General features: G+C 40.3%; 15 protein-coding genes. 8 read left to right on the top strand and 7 right to left on the bottom strand.

What is annotated here, in order from left to right; genetic code table 11:
- Window positions 1-346: 346 nt before the first annotated feature.
- The 3 genes from U1E44_RS09820 (at window position 347) to U1E44_RS09830 (ending at window position 3,102) form a co-directional block, all read left to right on the top strand.
- Window positions 347-1,000 (top strand): CoA transferase subunit B, encoded by a 654-nt coding sequence (locus tag U1E44_RS09820; protein ID WP_322930904.1) that lies wholly within the window; start codon window positions 347-349, stop codon window positions 998-1,000.
- Between the two features lie 395 nt (window positions 1,001-1,395).
- A complete protein-coding gene (locus U1E44_RS09825; protein ID WP_322930905.1) occupies window positions 1,396-1,929 on the top strand; it encodes a GNAT family N-acetyltransferase in 534 nt (177 codons plus the stop codon).
- Between the two features lie 12 nt (window positions 1,930-1,941).
- The gene (locus U1E44_RS09830) at window positions 1,942-3,102 is read left to right on the top strand and encodes a serine hydrolase domain-containing protein (RefSeq protein ID WP_322930906.1); all 1,161 of its coding nucleotides are present in this window, start codon (window positions 1,942-1,944) and stop codon (window positions 3,100-3,102) included.
- A gap of 54 nt (window positions 3,103-3,156) precedes the next feature.
- On the opposite strand, the gene U1E44_RS09835 is transcribed toward U1E44_RS09830, so the two are convergent.
- Entirely contained in the window at window positions 3,157-4,314 is a 1,158-nt protein-coding gene (locus U1E44_RS09835; protein ID WP_322930907.1) for a methionine aminotransferase, read from the bottom strand.
- Between the two features lie 274 nt (window positions 4,315-4,588).
- On the bottom strand, window positions 4,589-5,941 hold the full coding sequence (rseP, locus tag U1E44_RS09840; RefSeq protein ID WP_322930908.1) for an RIP metalloprotease RseP: 1,353 nt from the start codon (window positions 5,939-5,941) through the stop codon (window positions 4,589-4,591).
- 159 nt (window positions 5,942-6,100) lie between these two features.
- Here rseP and U1E44_RS09845 point away from each other — a divergent pair, with 159 nt between their 5' ends.
- The 5 genes from U1E44_RS09845 (at window position 6,101) to U1E44_RS09865 (ending at window position 11,378) form a co-directional block, all read left to right on the top strand.
- On the top strand, window positions 6,101-6,772 hold the full coding sequence (locus U1E44_RS09845; protein ID WP_323673876.1) for an SCO family protein: 672 nt from the start codon (window positions 6,101-6,103) through the stop codon (window positions 6,770-6,772).
- 224 nt (window positions 6,773-6,996) lie between these two features.
- Window positions 6,997-7,242, top strand: a complete 246-nt coding sequence (locus U1E44_RS09850) for a FeoA family protein (protein ID WP_322930910.1) — start codon at window positions 6,997-6,999, stop codon at window positions 7,240-7,242.
- Complete coding sequence (gene feoB, locus U1E44_RS09855) at window positions 7,239-9,473, top strand: ferrous iron transport protein B (RefSeq protein ID WP_322930911.1); 2,235 nt, start codon at window positions 7,239-7,241, stop codon at window positions 9,471-9,473. Before U1E44_RS09850 ends, feoB begins: the two co-directional genes overlap by 4 nt.
- Window positions 9,474-9,623 carry a hypothetical protein gene (locus U1E44_RS09860; protein ID WP_322930912.1) on the top strand — a complete coding sequence of 50 codons (150 nt, stop codon included), beginning with the start codon at window positions 9,474-9,476 and terminating at the stop codon, window positions 9,621-9,623. It begins immediately after the preceding gene.
- Window positions 9,624-9,851: 228 nt separating this feature from the next.
- On the top strand, window positions 9,852-11,378 hold the full coding sequence (locus U1E44_RS09865; protein ID WP_322930913.1) for a carboxypeptidase-like regulatory domain-containing protein: 1,527 nt from the start codon (window positions 9,852-9,854) through the stop codon (window positions 11,376-11,378).
- 439 nt (window positions 11,379-11,817) lie between these two features.
- Here the strand turns inward: U1E44_RS09865 and U1E44_RS09870 are convergent, their stop codons facing one another.
- The 5 genes from U1E44_RS09870 to U1E44_RS09890 form a co-directional block, all read right to left on the bottom strand.
- Entirely contained in the window at window positions 11,818-12,204 is a 387-nt protein-coding gene (locus U1E44_RS09870; protein WP_322930914.1) for a DUF423 domain-containing protein, read from the bottom strand.
- Window positions 12,205-12,306: 102 nt separating this feature from the next.
- Window positions 12,307-12,717, bottom strand: coding sequence for a DUF2141 domain-containing protein (locus tag U1E44_RS09875; protein WP_322930915.1), 411 nt, complete (start codon window positions 12,715-12,717; stop codon window positions 12,307-12,309).
- A 154-nt stretch (window positions 12,718-12,871) separates the two neighbouring features.
- Window positions 12,872-13,297 (bottom strand): hypothetical protein, encoded by a 426-nt coding sequence (locus tag U1E44_RS09880; RefSeq protein WP_322930916.1) that lies wholly within the window; start codon window positions 13,295-13,297, stop codon window positions 12,872-12,874.
- 118 nt (window positions 13,298-13,415) lie between these two features.
- Window positions 13,416-14,798: an OmpP1/FadL family transporter gene (locus U1E44_RS09885; protein ID WP_322930917.1), complete on the bottom strand. Its 1,383-nt coding sequence runs from the start codon at window positions 14,796-14,798 to the stop codon at window positions 13,416-13,418.
- A gap of 253 nt (window positions 14,799-15,051) precedes the next feature.
- On the bottom strand, window positions 15,052-15,873 hold the full coding sequence (locus tag U1E44_RS09890) for a ZIP family metal transporter (RefSeq protein ID WP_322930918.1): 822 nt from the start codon (window positions 15,871-15,873) through the stop codon (window positions 15,052-15,054).
- Window positions 15,874-15,885 lie beyond the last annotated feature (12 nt).

Below are 15,885 nucleotides of genomic sequence, written 5' to 3' on the forward strand. Positions count from 1 at the left end.
AACCTAATGCAGAGGATGGTGCAGGCACAACCTTGTTATATCAAAAATATTAGTAATTAAATGCCTAAGTCAATAAAATTATTAGTACGAGCAAAAAGAATCTGAAGTAGTAATATTTATTACTTTAAAGTTACATTCAAACCGTTGATAAATTATTAGATTAAGATTAAGCGACTGTTACATAGATATCTTATTATATGCGTAAATTAACTCTATGTATTGTTACATTGGTAAATTATTACATTAACCTATTTGTATATTAGTACATTGATAACTTAGTACATTGTTAAATTGGTATACTAAACCATTGTTACATTGGTAAATTATTACATTAACCTATTAACATATGCTCGATAAAAACGGAATAGCAAAACGCATCGCACAGGAGGTTAAAGATGGGTACTATGTTAATTTAGGCATTGGAATCCCTACTTTGGTAGCAAACTACGTTAGAGAAGATATCAGTGTGGAATTTCAAAGTGAAAACGGCGTATTGGGCATGGGACCATTTCCTTTTGAAGGAGAAGAAGATGCCGATATTATTAACGCAGGAAAACAAACAATTACGACCTTACCGGGAGCTTCCTTCTTCGATTCGGCCACCAGTTTTGGAATGATCCGAGGGCAGCATGTAGACTTAACTATTTTAGGCGCCATGGAAGTTGCCGAAAATGGGGATATAGCCAATTGGAAAATTCCCGGCAAAATGGTGAAAGGCATGGGTGGCGCCATGGATTTGGTAGCCTCTGCCGAAAATATTATTGTGGCCATGATGCACACCAACAAAGCCGGCGAGTCTAAACTTTTAAAGCGATGTTCCTTGCCGCTAACCGGTGTAGGCTGCGTTAAAAAAATCGTAACCAATTTGGCGGTACTGGAAGTTACCGATGAAGGTTTTTTGCTTTTAGAAAGAGCACCCGGCATATCTGTAGAGACCATAAAGGAAGCCACCGAAGGCACGCTCATCGTTAAAACTAATATTCCGGAAATTGTGATCTAGGCAAAGTAGTCATCGTAGGTTGTCAAACCTATACTTTTTCGCGTTTTACCACATTTTCCTGGAATTTTACAACAAGATGTAAAAGGATGTTTGGATTTTAATTATATTTAATCCGAACTTAAATGTTGAACCCCGAATTTAACATTTTTAAACCTATTGCTTATGGAACCTCAAACGAATCATGCCCCACCGCCGGAAGATGAAATCTATGTGTATCGAAACAGCTTTTCAAGAGGCATCTTGGAGTTGACGAAAAAGCTTTTTATGCTGTAATTCCCATTCTTAGAATGCGAATGCTAAAAAGGAGCAGTGCTTGTGGGTACTGCTCCTTTTTGTTTGCCTTTTTTGCTAAAGAAAAGGATCTAAAAACGTATTTTTAGGACTATATATAGAATATGAACCTCCGATTCCACAGATGTACCTTAGCCGATTTGGAGGCTGTTTCAAAACTCTCTAAAAGCACATTTTGCACTGCATTTGAAGCCCAAAATAATCCGGAAGACTTTAAGACCTATGTGGAGTTTGCCTTTGATAAAAAAAAGCTAAAACAGGAACTGCTATGCGTACATTCTTCCTTTTATTTTGCATACTATAATGATATATTGGCGGGTTATTTTAAAACGAACGAATCTACCGCCCAGACCGATCTCAAGATCGAAGAAGCTTTAGAAATTGAACGCATTTATGTAACTAAAGATTTTCAAGGGAAGGGTCTTGGTCATAACATGATACAGTATATAAAACAAATAGCCTTTGCCAAAGAAAAGCGATTTTTGTGGTTGGGGGTATGGGAAAAGAATACCAAGGCCATTGCATTTTACCAGCGAGAGGGGTTTATACAGTTTGGTACCCATCCTTACTCTATTGGCACAGACCAACAAACAGATTGGCTCATGCGGTTAGATTTACTTACCTTAGACAAGGCTTAATTGTTTTAATGTATGAAGAAGTGTATCAAAATATTTTTGTTAGTCCTAGTTGTAAAGGTTGGTTCGCTAGCCGCTCAAGAAGGCTATTACTTTCCGGAGCGCAATGCCGAATGGCGTATAAAAACTCCGGATGAACTTCAGGTAAACGCCAAAAAATTAGATGTAGCTGTGGCCTTTGCTGCGAATAATGAATATTCGGAGCCCAGAGATTTACGCATAGCCATCCTAAAAGGATTTGAACGAGAACCTTTTCATGAATTATTAGGACCCACCAAAAAAAGGGGCGGCCCTGCAGGAGTGGTGTTAAAAAAGGGATATATCATAGCACAATGGGGCGATCCTAAACGGGTAGACATGACGTTTAGCGTTACCAAAAGTTTTTTGGCTACCCTAGCGGGCTTGGCAGAAGATCATGGCTTAATTGCCGATGTAAATGATAGGGTAGATTCCTATATCTGGGACGGCACCTTTGAAGGCGAACACAACCGTAAAATTACGTGGGAACATTTATTGCACCAAACTTCGGACTGGTCCGGAGAATTATGGGGCGGTAAGGACTGGGCAGACCGACCACCGCGCGAAGGAGGTTTAGACGACTGGAAATACCGAAAATTGAACGAACCGGGCACAGTAATGGAATACAATGATGTGCGTGTAAATGTGTTGGCCTATGCCTTAACGCATTTGTGGCGTAAACCACTACCCGCCGTACTTAAAGAACAGGTAATGGATAAAATTGGCGCATCTACCACATGGCGTTGGTTTGGCTATGACCATGCTTGGACGGAGATTGATGGCGTACAAATAAAATCGGTTACCGGAGGTGGACATTCAGGAGGCGGACTCTTCATCAACACCTTAGATATGGCTCGTTTTGGACTATTATTCTTGCACAATGGCAAATGGCAATCCGAACAAATCATTAGTGAATCTTGGATAAAAAAAGCGCTAAAACCCTCTGTGCCAAATGCCAATTACGGGTATATGTGGTGGTTAAACACAAAAGGTTCCAGGCATTGGGCTGGTCTTTCCGAAACGATCTACTATGCCACGGGTTTTGGGGGCAATTTTATCATCATCGACAAAGCCAATGACCTCGTTGTAGTAACGCGTTGGATTCAACCCGATAAGGTTGCCGAATTTATGTCCTTGGTACATGCCGCACTAAAGTAGCCAAAATACAACAGGTTCATTTTATGGTTAAGAAGCGTATCACTCCCAACTTTTTTAGAGCGCAGCGAGAATTTCTGCCGCCTGTTGTAGCGTATCTTCTGTCTTGGCAAAGCAAATACGAATAATCTTATCATCGCGCTCGCCCTCATTGAAAACAGAAATAGGAATAGTAGCTAATTTGTGCTCTAAAATGAGTCGTTTTGTAAGGGCTACATCGGCTTCATCGGAAAGGTTGGCATAACGCAGCAATTGAAAATAAGTGCCTTGAGACGGCGTAAAAGTAAATTTAGATCCTTGAAGACCGGAAAGGAAAAAATTACGCTTGTTTTGATAAAAATCAGTAAGCCCCAAGTAATTTTGTCTGTCCTGCAGGTATTCTGCCAGAGCATGTTGCATGGGGTGGTTTACACAGAATACATTGAATTGATGTGTTTTTCGAAATTCGTGCATTAGGGTTGCAGGTGCTGCACAATAGCCCATTTTCCATCCAGTAGCATGAAAGGTTTTTCCGAAAGAGGCACAAACAAAACTCCGCATAGCTAAGTCTTCAAAACGAGAGACGCTTTCATGTTCCTTTCCATCAAAAACTATATGCTCATATACCTCATCACTAACCACTAAAATTTGGGTGTCTTGAAGAATATGTTGCAGTTGCATCATATCTTCTTTCGAAAAAATACGTCCGCTTGGGTTATGCGGGGTATTTATAATTACCATTCTTGTTTTCGACGAAATCTTGCTTTGGAATTCTGACCAATCCATGGCATAGTTCGGCGCTGCCAGTTGCACAAAAACCGGAGTTCCGCCATTAACCACAATAGCCGGCTCATAACAATCATACGCCGGTTTTATAACGACAACCTCGTCTCCGGGATGTACAAATGCAGTTATAATGGTAAAAATGGCTTGTGTGGCTCCTACGGTAATGGTTATTTCAGATTCGGAATCATAGGTTTTTCCATGAAGAAAAGCTATTTTCTCCGAAATAGTATCACGTAAAGGTGCGGCTCCTATCATGGGTGCATATTGGTTGTGACCATTGGCCATTGCCTTAGTTACCAAGGCAAGTAACGCAGGATCCGGATCAAAGTTGGGAAATCCTTGGGAAACGTCTAAGGCTTGGTTTGCCCGCGCCATGTTGCCCACCGTAGTAAAAATAGTAGTTTTTACGTCGGGTAATTTGGAGTGGAAACTGGGTGTAAACGAGGACATTCTAAAAAATTAAAATTCTACGATCTCAAAGGTACGTATTTGTCGTAAACCATGAATAAGGATGCAAATAGGCACTAATGTCCGTTTTCTAAAAGGCATCTAAATATTTTCTGACGTTGTTCGCTCAATTTTTTACCCAAGGTTCTTCTAACAATGTAAATTTCGCTTGGATAAACGTCTTTACATAGTTTTTAAATGCGGTTAGCAAGCGGCGTTTATTTGTCAAACTATTTTTTTTGACGCTTACAGAAGTTACGTCCCCAAAAAATAAAATCTACTTAAACAACCATTTGTAAAGGTCATTGCCGTTGGCGAACAACAATAAGGCAATTAAAATGAGGAAACCGGTTATTTGGGCATACTCTAAAAACTTATCGCTCGGCTTTCTTCCTGTGACCATTTCGTACAATAAAAAGACGACATGTCCGCCATCTAAGGCAGGAATGGGCAATATGTTCATAAACGCTAGGATGATCGATATAAATGCTGTGGTAGCCCAAAAAGCAGGCCAATTCCAGGTGCTTGGAAACATGCCTCCAATAGCTGCAAAGCCGCCCACCTCTTTGTAAGCGCCTGTATCTGGATTAAATATCATTTTCATTCCTCGAATATAGTCGGTAAGCACTTTTACACCTCGATCCCACCCGGCGGGAATAGATTCTAAAACACCATATTTTTTGGTTTCTACCCTCAAAATACCTCGTTTGGCATACTCTTCAAAAGATCCGGCTAGCGCAATTCCTAATTTTCCTTCTGTGGATACTGTGGGGTGTAGTACGGCCAAGCTTCCATCTTCTCGCAGCACATTCACTTCAATGGTCTTACCTTTGTTTTGCTCTAAAATGGGAACAATCTCGTCCATATAGCTTACGCTTTCCCCATTGATGGCTGTAATTTCGTCGTTTTCCCTAAAATCAATATTGGTATTGGGGGAATCTTTTGAAACCTCTCGCACAATAAATGGCGTTCTAAAGCTTATAAATGGCGTACGCTGTTTGCGGTCTGACAGGGAAGCTATAAAATCTATTGGGATTTCCTGTTCAAAAGTGCGACCGTCGCGTTCTATGGTCATGACACTTCCGTAAATAATTTCGGGCATTATGCTTTGCAATGATTTTATGGGCTCTCCATCTACGGCACGCACATGGTCGCCTGTTTTTAAACCCAATTTATCACCCAATTCCGGTTCTACCACATAAATACCGTCTCGCAAACTATCAGCCGGGATATACTCTTCTCCATAGGTAAAAACCAACCCAATAAATATGACTACCGCCAAAACAAAATTTACGGTAACTCCGCCTAACATAATAATAAGCCGTTGCCATGCCGGTTTACTTCGAAATTCCCATGGTTTGGGTTCTTCTTTCATGGCTTCGGTATCCATACTTTCGTCGATCATCCCGGCAATCTTTACATAACCGCCAAGGGGCAACCAACCTATGCCATACACGGTTTCTCCTATTTTCTTTTTAAAGAGGGAGAATTTTACATCAAAAAATAAGTAAAACTTTTCTACTCTGGTTTTGAACAATTTAGCCGGTATAAAGTGTCCTAACTCGTGCAGCACTATTAATAGGGACAGACTAAGAAAAAACTGAATGGTTTTGATTAGTATGGGACTCATGTAGGATATCTAAAATTTAAAACGCACAAAAGTACACTTTTAGCTAGTCTTAAAAAAAGAAACTCGAGATGCGACAATTATTTTAAGAAAGTTTTGGCATCAAAACCCTTTGCTATTTTTTTTCATTGCGTGCAGCACCTTACCTTTGCCTTAAAAAAGATGGTGTCCTTTTTTAGCAGATTCAAGTTGTTTGGATGGGTATTATTAGGGCTGTCTGCCCTTATCATCACCTTATTTTACAATGCACTTACCCCAAAAAAAACACTGCCTATTTACCAACCCGCTATGGTAAATCCGGAATTGGTAGACAGTAGCTTGCATTACACAAAACGCTATCATACCATAGCCGATTTTTCGCTCATCAACCAAAATGGGGAAACCATAACCCAAGCGGACTATACCGATAAAATTTATATAGCCGACTTCTTCTTTACAACTTGCCCTACCATTTGCCCTATAATGACTACAAACATGGTTGCCATACAAAAGCACATCCAAGATGATGCAAACGTGCTTTTATTGTCTCATTCTGTAACCCCTGAGATCGATTCCGTTGCCCAATTAAAAAAATACGCTTTGGAAAAAGGGGTAAACGACCAAAAATGGAATTTAGTCACCGGAGATAAAAAACAAATTTATGAACTGGCGCGCAAATCGTACCTCGCCGTTAAAACCGATGGCGATGGGGGTCCGTTTGATATGATCCATACCGAGAATTTTATTTTGGTAGACAAACAGCGCCGTATTAGAGGCTTTTACGACGGTACAAATACAGAAGAAATACAAAAGTTGCTCAGCGATATCGAAGTTTTGAAAGCCACGTATCGCTAAGCCAAGTTGCACTAACGCGTACGGCATTATTGCCTCCTTTCAGAACCCGATCGTCTTGGTCTCGTTTTTCAGTCTAATTTCACATAAAACAACCTCATTTATCGGTATATCCTTAAAATGAACCGATAATTTTATGCTTTTGTGATGTTAAATTCAATAAACGGTCTGTTATTTCAGCTTTTTCTCTTACTTTTGTTCTTACTTAAAATCAATCTAAATAAAAATTGATCATTACAGTCGCAGATTTAAAACGAGGCCAAAAGGGCATCATTAAAGAATTTATAGAAGATATACTTCCTATAAAACTCTTAGAATTGGGTTGTTTGCCGGGTAATGAAATAGAATTGGTACAAGTGGCTCCTTTACGAGATCCAATTTACATTAATGTTAATGGTTCTCATATCGCTATACGAAGATCTGTAGCTCAATTGATAGAGCTAGAGCTTATAGAAGAATCCCGAATCCTATGAGCAAAAACATTAATGTAGCCCTTATCGGGAATCCTAATACAGGCAAAACCTCGGTATTTAATGAACTTACCGGACTGCAACAAAAAGTAGGGAATTATCCCGGTATTACGGTAGAGAAAAAAGAAGGCCTTTGCAAACTGCCCCGGGGGGTTAAAGCCCACATTTTAGATTTACCGGGCACCTACAGTTTAAACACCACCTCTTTGGATGAAAGTGTGGCCGTAGAATTACTGTTGAACAAAAACAGTAAAGATTTTCCGGATGTGGCTGTTGTGATTGCCGATGTGGAAAACCTAAAACGCAACTTGCTCTTATTTACCCAAATTAAGGATTTAAAAATACCGGTTATTTTGGCCATTAATATGGCCGATAGAATGTCTAGAAGAGGAATTTCATTAGATATTGCACTATTGGAAGAGAAGTTAGACACCAAAATAGCCCTCGTAAGTACCCGAAAAGGCTACGGCATAGACCGCTTGAAAGAACTCATTGCCGACTATAAAAATATTTCTACCAAGGCCAATATTGATACTACGGTAATAGCTCCGAATTATTTTGAGAAATTAAAAAAAGCCTTTCCCAAAGAAGAGGTGTATAAATTGTGGTTGGTTATTACGCAGGATGTTAATTTCATGCCCATCGAAAAAAATGTAATCCCGGACACCTCTGCATTCGCCACTAAATCGAAATCGGAACTGAAGCGGCTTCAGCAAAAGGAAACTATTTTGCGGTATCAGTTTATCAATGGCATCTTAAAACAGGCACAGAAAATTGATGTAAACGCCGCCAAAGGACTAAGAGCCAACTTAGATAAAATCTTAACCCATAAAATCTTTGGATACCTTATTTTCTTTTTAATACTGCTCACTATTTTTCAGGCTATATATGACTGGAGCAGTTACCCCATGGATTTTATTGACGAATTCTTTGCTTCTGCAAGTGAGTGGGTAAAAGACACCCTACCTCCGGGTGTTTTCACCAATTTATTGGCTGAAGGTGTTTTGGCCGGTATAGGAGGCATCGTTATTTTTATTCCGCAAATTGCGTTCTTGTTTTTATTTATTTCCCTTTTAGAGGAATCCGGATACATGAGTAGGGTGGTCTTTTTAATGGATCGCGTAATGCGCCCATTTGGACTTAGCGGTAAAAGTATTGTGCCTTTAATTTCGGGTACAGCCTGCGCCATACCCGCGGTTATGGCAACCCGTACCATTGAAAACTGGAAAGAACGACTCATCACCATTTTGGTAACTCCGTTTACGACGTGTTCTGCCCGACTCCCGGTGTACCTTATCATCATTGCCCTAGTCATTCCGGAAGGGCGGTTTTTTGGATTGGGCTATCAGGCATTAACCCTAATGCTGCTTTACCTCATTGGTTTTGCAGCGGCCATCTTTTCGGCCATGATTTTAAACCGTATTCTCAAGATAAAAAGCAAAACGTTTTTTGTGGTAGAAATGCCAAATTATAAACTGCCCCTATTTAAAAATGTGGCGTATACTGTTTTGGAGAAAACCAAAAGTTTTGTTATTGGTGCAGGGAAAATTATTTTGGCTATTTCTATTGTGCTTTGGTTTTTAGGGTCTAATGGCATCTCTCATCAGTTTAAAAATGCAGAAACCATTGTACAAAAAAGAATTGCGGTCGAGGGATTTTCCGATTACAATCAATCGCTTATCGCAACAAATTTGAGCCTATATGAAGCTGCCTTACTAGAAGACAGCACTAAAGACAATGTCATTACTGCAGCTGCAATCGCAGATTCCCTGGAGGTGCGCAAAGACCTTCTTTATGACCGTGCCACCCACGAGGAAATTGCAAGTCATAAATTGGAAAATTCGTATATGGGCTATATGGGCAAAGCTATTGAACCCGTTGTGCAACCGCTAGGGTATGATTGGAAAATAGGGATTGCCGTATTAACGTCCTTTGCCGCCAGAGAAGTATTTGTAGGTACACTAGCTACGATCTACAGCGTAGGTAGCGATGAAGAGGAGACTATAAAAAACAGAATGGCTGCAGAAGTAAACCCTGTTACTAAAAAGCCTTTGTTTAATTTGGCGTCTGGCATTTCATTGATGTTGTTTTATGCATTTGCCATGCAGTGCATGAGCACCTTAGCCATTGTAAAACGGGAGACCAACACCTGGAAATGGCCTATTCTACAATTAGGTATTATGAGCATTTTTGCGTATATTGTAGCGTTCATAGCCTATCAAATTCTAAAATAAATGAGTAGTCTACAGCCCATTTTAGTGTATGTGCTTTTGTCCATAGCCGTGGGGTATTTGGCTAAAAAGTTTGTACTGCCTAAGTCCCTTTTTTCCTCAAAAAAAGGAAAGTCTAGCGGTTGCGGTGATGGAGAATGCGGGTGTCATTAGTTTTCCAAAAGATTACCGAACGGAACTGCGTCCAGATCTAGGATCGAATCTTTTATTTTTAGTATTACTTCGCTAATGCTGTTGCAACAAAATCCATCTATAATCGTCTCCCTTCTATAAAAGGGCTTATTCTTAAACAAAGACTAAATCTTTCCTAAAGAAAATAGAAAGTCTGTCGATTTTAAAATAGCAATTCTTTAGTTTGTGCACACAAAACTAGTTGTACCTATGGAAAAAATAGCATCTTGGCTTCTAGCCCTGTTTCTCTCCTTATATTTTTCCACTCTCACAGCACAAACCTTAAGCGCTAAGGTACTAGATGCTGTTACTCAAGAACCCATTGCCTACGCTACCGTACAGCTCAAGAAAAAGGGTGTAATTACCAATGAAGAAGGCCGCTTTAATTTGCTCATAGAAACTGATTTTACCCCTACAGACTCGCTTTTTATCTCCTATATGGGGTACGAAACCCTAGGCAAACCCATTCGGGAATTTACGGACGCTGTCATCTATCTGAGGCCACAGCCCATAGAACTTAGGCCTGTTATTGTGAGCAATAAAAATTTTACGGCCGATGAAATCATGGATTTAGTCAAAAAAAACATCGCTACAAATTATGGTAAAGAAGGCAGTAAAAGGCGCTTTTTCTTCCGAGATTCTCATCATCAAGCCTTACAAAAAATGGACTATACGTTTGTAAAATCGACCATAGACGAGCTCAATATACCCTTTTTAGATCAGGTGCTTCACTCCCTACCCAAAAGCAGCAGCTACTACACAGAAATTTTGGCAGACCTCTATGAGCATCCGACCGAAAAAGACCATAAAATAGAAGTAATTAGAGCTTCCGAATTGTACGACAAAAACAAAGAATTAGACATGAACGCTTTAGAAGAAAAGTTCAATGCCATCATAAAAGCGAATGTAAAACCCAATTCCTATTTCAAAGTAAAATCGGGGCTTTTTGGAACAAAAATAAAAGGAGAAGATTTTGATGAACTCTATAAACCCGAAAAAGATTCATTAGACGCCCAGATGTTGGAAAAAGAATTGGAAGCACAAAAGAAAAAGGAAGTAGAACGAAAGACCAATTTTGCCAAGTACCGTAAAAAAACTGTTGCGCGGATGCTTCAAAATCAGTTTTATTTGAAAGACGCCAAAGTAAATCTCATCCAAAAGACTCGAAAATATGAATTTACACTGGCAGACTTTACCTATTTTGGAGCGGATGCGGTCTATATTTTGGATTTTACCCCAAAAGGTTCGGCAGATTACCGAGGAAGAATTTATGTAAATGCCGATGATTTTGCCATTATTCGGCTCGACTATGAAAACATAAAACCGATAAAAACGTTCAAATTACTGGGCATTTCCATGAACAATTACCTCTCCAAAGGAAAGATGATTTATGCCAAGAACGACCAAGCCTTGTATGCCATTCGCTATCTTGAAGAAGAATTTGGGACACACATTGGCGTAAAGCGCCCTTTAAAAATCATCGAAGTAAATAATCACGTTAAAGGAAGGAACAAGCAAAACGAACTTGCCCTAAAACTAGATATGGCTACCACCAGCACCAACAAACACGAACTCATCATCTTTGAACACCAACCTATCAGTACAGCCACCTATGATGCGTTTGCGGAAAACAATACGGTATTGCCCACATACATGCCCAATTACGATCCTAATTTCTGGGCAGATTATAGTATTATAGAACCCAATAAAGCGATTACGGAGTTTACTTCTGAATAAGGTTTTTCGTTAAAACTACGAAGTGGGAAAGTGGAGCGAAATTAGAATTCTGAATTCTGAAAACCCAATAGCCAAAAGCCATAAAGCACGAAGTGGGAAAGTAAAGCAAAATTAGAATTCTGAATTCTGAAAACCCAACAGCTAAAAGCGAATAGCCAAGAGCCATAAAGCACGAAGTAGGAAATTCATTCTAAAGTCTCATTTCCACACCAAACGATGAACTCTCAACAGACAACGAGCACAGGTTTGCGAATTTGATAATGTGTTGATTTGAAAATGTACCAATGCAGTAATGAAACAATTTACCATCAACAAACAACTAAAAAAATCTGGTTTGAATTTGTTTTTGTTTTTTGAATTTATTTTGCGCTTTACTCTTGCCTATTTTTACTCTTTTCCTTTACTATCAACAAGCAACCAACAACGGATAACGAGAGTTTTACACAAACTCCGCCACAAAATAATAAGCCAACAAAGCCCAACCCACAGCCAAAAACAGGCCTCCTAAGGGCGTTATAGGGCCTAAAAATGGTAGCTTTTTTCCTTTGGAAGCACTCAAACACAGTCCATAAATGCTGAAAGAGAACAAAAATGTTCCGACAATAAAGCAAAAAACGATGACATTTTCCAGCTGTGAGTTGAAACCAAAATTAAATCCAATAACTATCAATAGTATAGCGTGGTACATCTGGTACTTTACGCCAGTTTCAAAACTTTGGAGTTGCTCGGAAGTAAATCTTTTTTTAAGACGATGCGCCCCAAATGCACCGAAAAGTATGGCTAAAAAACCCAAGAGAGCGCCGATAAATGGTGTTAGTAAAATCATATTACGTTTTTAGCCAAAAATAAGGAACTAGCGGTTACATCGGTACTTTCGCGGTTCACTTCTACAAAAAAGCACCTAGCGAGCACCATAGCGCTAGGTAATTTAATGGAATGCCATAACTAGGGTTCTGTCGTTTTGAAGAGGAAAAGCACAGTCTTCAAAACAAGGAGGACCAAATTTCTTCATTTTCGACTTTGAGAATGCCACACGCTCCTTAGGAATACCCAACCAATTGGTGTCTAACTGTTTGTTGCTATTGATATCATGAAAAAGGGCAATTGCGTAGACCCCTTCCGGCAAATTTTCAATGGTAAATGCTGTGGTTCCTTGCTGTGCCTTGGTGCTATCGGCTTTAAACGCACGATCGAATTTTAAAAAACCATGTGCCTCATTGTAGAGGGCAATATTAATTTCACCTTCAGAAGATTTTACGCCTTCTACGGTCACAGAAAGGCGATGTTGCGCTGAAACTGCTATAACACATAGAAGAAAAAGTACCGTTGTAATTTTCATAAGATTTTTAAATAAGAGCCCAATAGGAACTGCAAAAATGGAGGAAAACGCCTATGAATGCAAATTTTTGTTTACTCTTTTTTGTTAAATTTTATACAAAAATCAAATGAATTTTTATTGCAAACTATTCATAATGTGGATGCCAAGGACATTCTTACTTGAGTGGCTCCTTGGTTTTAGAATGCAAAAACTCAAACAATTTTCGGGTTCTTGTAGTGTCCTTAAGGTTTAGGTACAGTTGTAATGAATCTTGATAGACCAACCTTATCTTGGGATACCTTAAATCATCGATATATACCCTAACAGTATGGCCCGTTATGGAATCCTTGAAAATGCCCTTTTCCAGAGCCATTGCAGAAAACCCATTAATACGTTCCATTTGAGGAATTTTGGGAGCGATGGTTACCGTTCCCAAATTGGAAAAAGGAATTTTAGTATAATATATCCCCGAAAAGACGCTCACATAATCCTTTTCTATCGTAATCCAGTTTTTGCAATGGGCCGTAAACGCCATCGCAACGCCAAAGAGTACTACTACTATCAGGAGATTCCAAAACCAATGTTTCTTTTGATGTGTCATACGTTCGTAAGTGAACTCCAATTCCTATGCGGCTGCAAGGTACATCATCCCGATAAAAAAAAGAACTACGTAAGAGGCTTAAATGTAACGCTTCCGTTTAGGAATCTAGGCACAAATCCTAAGGCGCAAAGCTGTACCTAAACCCTAAAATAACAAGATCTGTGGTCATATCAAAGGCGACTTCACTACCTGGAACAGCCCCTGTGGGATTTGTAATTGCGTTCCAAGGACCACCTGCAATATCTGGTGTGGGATTTAGTAAAGGCCCTTTTGTGCTGCCACTGCTACTGCCGTGATGATAGGTGGCGTCCAAATGCAGTCGGTCATGAATCGCATAACTAAATCCGAACTGAAACGCATTCTTTATAATGGCGGTGGCCGGAGATGAAAGAAATGCAAATTTCTCATCGATAGGATTTTCACTGTACGTATACCCAATCCGTAGCGGGAGTTTTGCGATTCCTTTGTATTGCAGCCCGGTAGAGATTACAGAAATACTTTGCCATCCAAATCCTTGCACAGCTCCGGTAGGAAATCCGGCAAAATCGCCACTCTCGGCCAATTGCCAGCCTGCCTTTTTAAACCCATCCGTATTTTCATAGTCAATATAACGATAATCTAAGGCATAGTCAAACTGTCCTTTGGAGTAGCCTAACCCCAAAGAATAAATCGCAGGGTAGTCCATGTTAAAGTCAACCCCCGGTGCTTCACTGCCGTCCAAAAAGGTATTGTTAAAATTGAAATCGCTAAACAGTTGGGGCGATTTATAAGAAGCCCCCAATTTTAATCCACTTCCTGAATCATAAAAAACACCTACTTGTACCCCAAAACCGATCGCATCTGCGGTATCACTATTAGGATAACCCAGCGTCTGGCTGGGTGTAGCCAACGGATTCGGATTTACTTCTAGGGTGGCATAATTAAGATTAGGTTGTATGCCGATAGCAATTTTATCGGTGAGTTGGTACGCATACGCAAAACTAAGCTGTAATAAGGCATAATCCGATTCTATACGGCCAAAACCACCCGCGCTCTGCGGTAAGGTAATAGGATTGTCTTGGCTTTCGGGAAAGGTTACCCCAAACCCGGATACGCCAAAGGCCGAAACCCCAAAGGTATGTTTGCTATCCGGTTTGCCCCAAACATAGGCCAAGGAAGGCAAAAGAGAGGTGCCGCGATCATCGGCCGTGTGGCCACTGAATGGGCCATTTTCCGTGGGAACGGTAGACGAAATAGACGGATCGGAAAAAAACAAACCTGCATTGAATGACAAATGCCTTCCGCTAAAAGCAGAAAGCGAAGCCGGATTCCATAGTAGGGCTCCGTTAATATCCAAAGGTTGCCCCGTAGCGGCTCCACCCATAGCGGTATTGGTGGCGCCAACGCCTTGGAGAACGTGACCTACTTGTGCTTCAGAATGTCCATACAGCAGCGCAAATAATATCACAAGATATAGGGTACGCTTCGGAGTAACAGAAAACTTAATGCTTATTTTAGACATGAGTATGTATAGTTTATACGTTGTAAAATAGCCCACTTTTTTAGGGTTCTTTAAATCCGACACAAACTTATAAAATAAATTCTATAGATTTAATAGGTTAATATAAATTATTTTATGTTGGATATTCTTTTTTATACCATCATTAAAAAACAAGAAGCAAGTGCACATGAAAGTACGTTGCACGATAGCTGCAGCAATGTACCATTGTGTTGGAATTCAAAAAAAACAAACCATCACTACTGGGATAATGGGGTTATCCCAAACCAACATCGAGTGCCATCATAATGATAAATCCTCCAATAAATCCCAATGTGGCAATATCAGTATGGTTGTCTTGTTGGGTCTCTGGGATTACTTCCTCTACGACCACAAAAATCATTGCGCCAGCCGCAAAGGAAAGGGCATAGGGCAAAATGGGCTGAAAAGTTAGAACCGCCCAGGCTCCTATTACGGCGGCTATAGGCTCCACGAGTGCGGAGGCCTGACCGTACAAAAAACTTTTGGTTCTGCTTAGTCCTTGTCGGCGCAACGGCATGGCTACTGCAAAACCTTCAGGAAAATTTTGTAACCCGATGCCCATGGCCAAGGCTACTGCACCCCCTATGGTAGCGCCATCAAAACCCGCTGCGACACCTCCAAACAAGACCCCTACAGCCAAACCTTCCGGAATGTTATGCAACGTAATCGCTAACGTTAATAAGGTGGTTTTATGCCAAGGTGTTTTGATGCCTTCCTTCTCACTTTCCTTAAAATTGATGTGCAAGTGGGGTAGAATTTTGTCCATTCCATATAAAAAAAGCGCCCCAAGCAAAAAGCCCACTGCTGCGGGAATCACTTTTACAAAGCCTTCTCCCGGACTCATTTCTATTCCCGGAGCCAAAAGGCTCCAAAAACTGGCAGCAACCATAACACCGCCCGTAAATCCCAACATGCCATCTAGCAGGGCTCTGTTCATCGTTTTAAAGAAAAAAACCAAGCCTGCACCCAAAGCGGTAAGTCCCCACGTAAACAAGGTAGCATAAAAAGCTGCCAAGATGGGATTTATAGATTCAAAGTAATGCACAATAGCTTCCATAGGAATCCGGAT

Origin of the sequence: Aurantibrevibacter litoralis (assembly GCF_034651555.1) — a bacterium.
GTDB classification, from domain to species: Bacteria; Bacteroidota; Bacteroidia; order Flavobacteriales; family Flavobacteriaceae; genus Aurantibrevibacter; species Aurantibrevibacter litoralis.

What these genes read in the sequence shown, in the direction of transcription:
- feoB (WP_322930911.1), top strand. Translation starts at nt 7,239, where the DNA reads ATGAGCAAAAACATTAATGTAGCCCTTATCGGGAATCCTAATACAGGC.
- U1E44_RS09885 (WP_322930917.1), bottom strand. Translation starts at nt 14,798, where the DNA reads ATGTCTAAAATAAGCATTAAGTTTTCTGTTACTCCGAAGCGTACCCTA.
- U1E44_RS09875 (WP_322930915.1), bottom strand. Translation starts at nt 12,717, where the DNA reads ATGAAAATTACAACGGTACTTTTTCTTCTATGTGTTATAGCAGTTTCA.
- U1E44_RS09880 (WP_322930916.1), bottom strand. Translation starts at nt 13,297, where the DNA reads ATGACACATCAAAAGAAACATTGGTTTTGGAATCTCCTGATAGTAGTA.
- U1E44_RS09870 (WP_322930914.1), bottom strand. Translation starts at nt 12,204, where the DNA reads ATGATTTTACTAACACCATTTATCGGCGCTCTCTTGGGTTTTTTAGCC.
- U1E44_RS09825 (WP_322930905.1), top strand. Translation starts at nt 1,396, where the DNA reads ATGAACCTCCGATTCCACAGATGTACCTTAGCCGATTTGGAGGCTGTT.
- U1E44_RS09830 (WP_322930906.1), top strand. Translation starts at nt 1,942, where the DNA reads ATGAAGAAGTGTATCAAAATATTTTTGTTAGTCCTAGTTGTAAAGGTT.
- U1E44_RS09845 (WP_323673876.1), top strand. Translation starts at nt 6,101, where the DNA reads ATGGTGTCCTTTTTTAGCAGATTCAAGTTGTTTGGATGGGTATTATTA.
- rseP (WP_322930908.1), bottom strand. Translation starts at nt 5,941, where the DNA reads ATGAGTCCCATACTAATCAAAACCATTCAGTTTTTTCTTAGTCTGTCC.
- U1E44_RS09865 (WP_322930913.1), top strand. Translation starts at nt 9,852, where the DNA reads ATGGAAAAAATAGCATCTTGGCTTCTAGCCCTGTTTCTCTCCTTATAT.
- U1E44_RS09835 (WP_322930907.1), bottom strand. Translation starts at nt 4,314, where the DNA reads ATGTCCTCGTTTACACCCAGTTTCCACTCCAAATTACCCGACGTAAAA.
- U1E44_RS09820 (WP_322930904.1), top strand. Translation starts at nt 347, where the DNA reads ATGCTCGATAAAAACGGAATAGCAAAACGCATCGCACAGGAGGTTAAA.
- U1E44_RS09860 (WP_322930912.1), top strand. Translation starts at nt 9,474, where the DNA reads ATGAGTAGTCTACAGCCCATTTTAGTGTATGTGCTTTTGTCCATAGCC.
- U1E44_RS09890 (WP_322930918.1), bottom strand. Translation starts at nt 15,873, where the DNA reads ATGGAAGCTATTGTGCATTACTTTGAATCTATAAATCCCATCTTGGCA.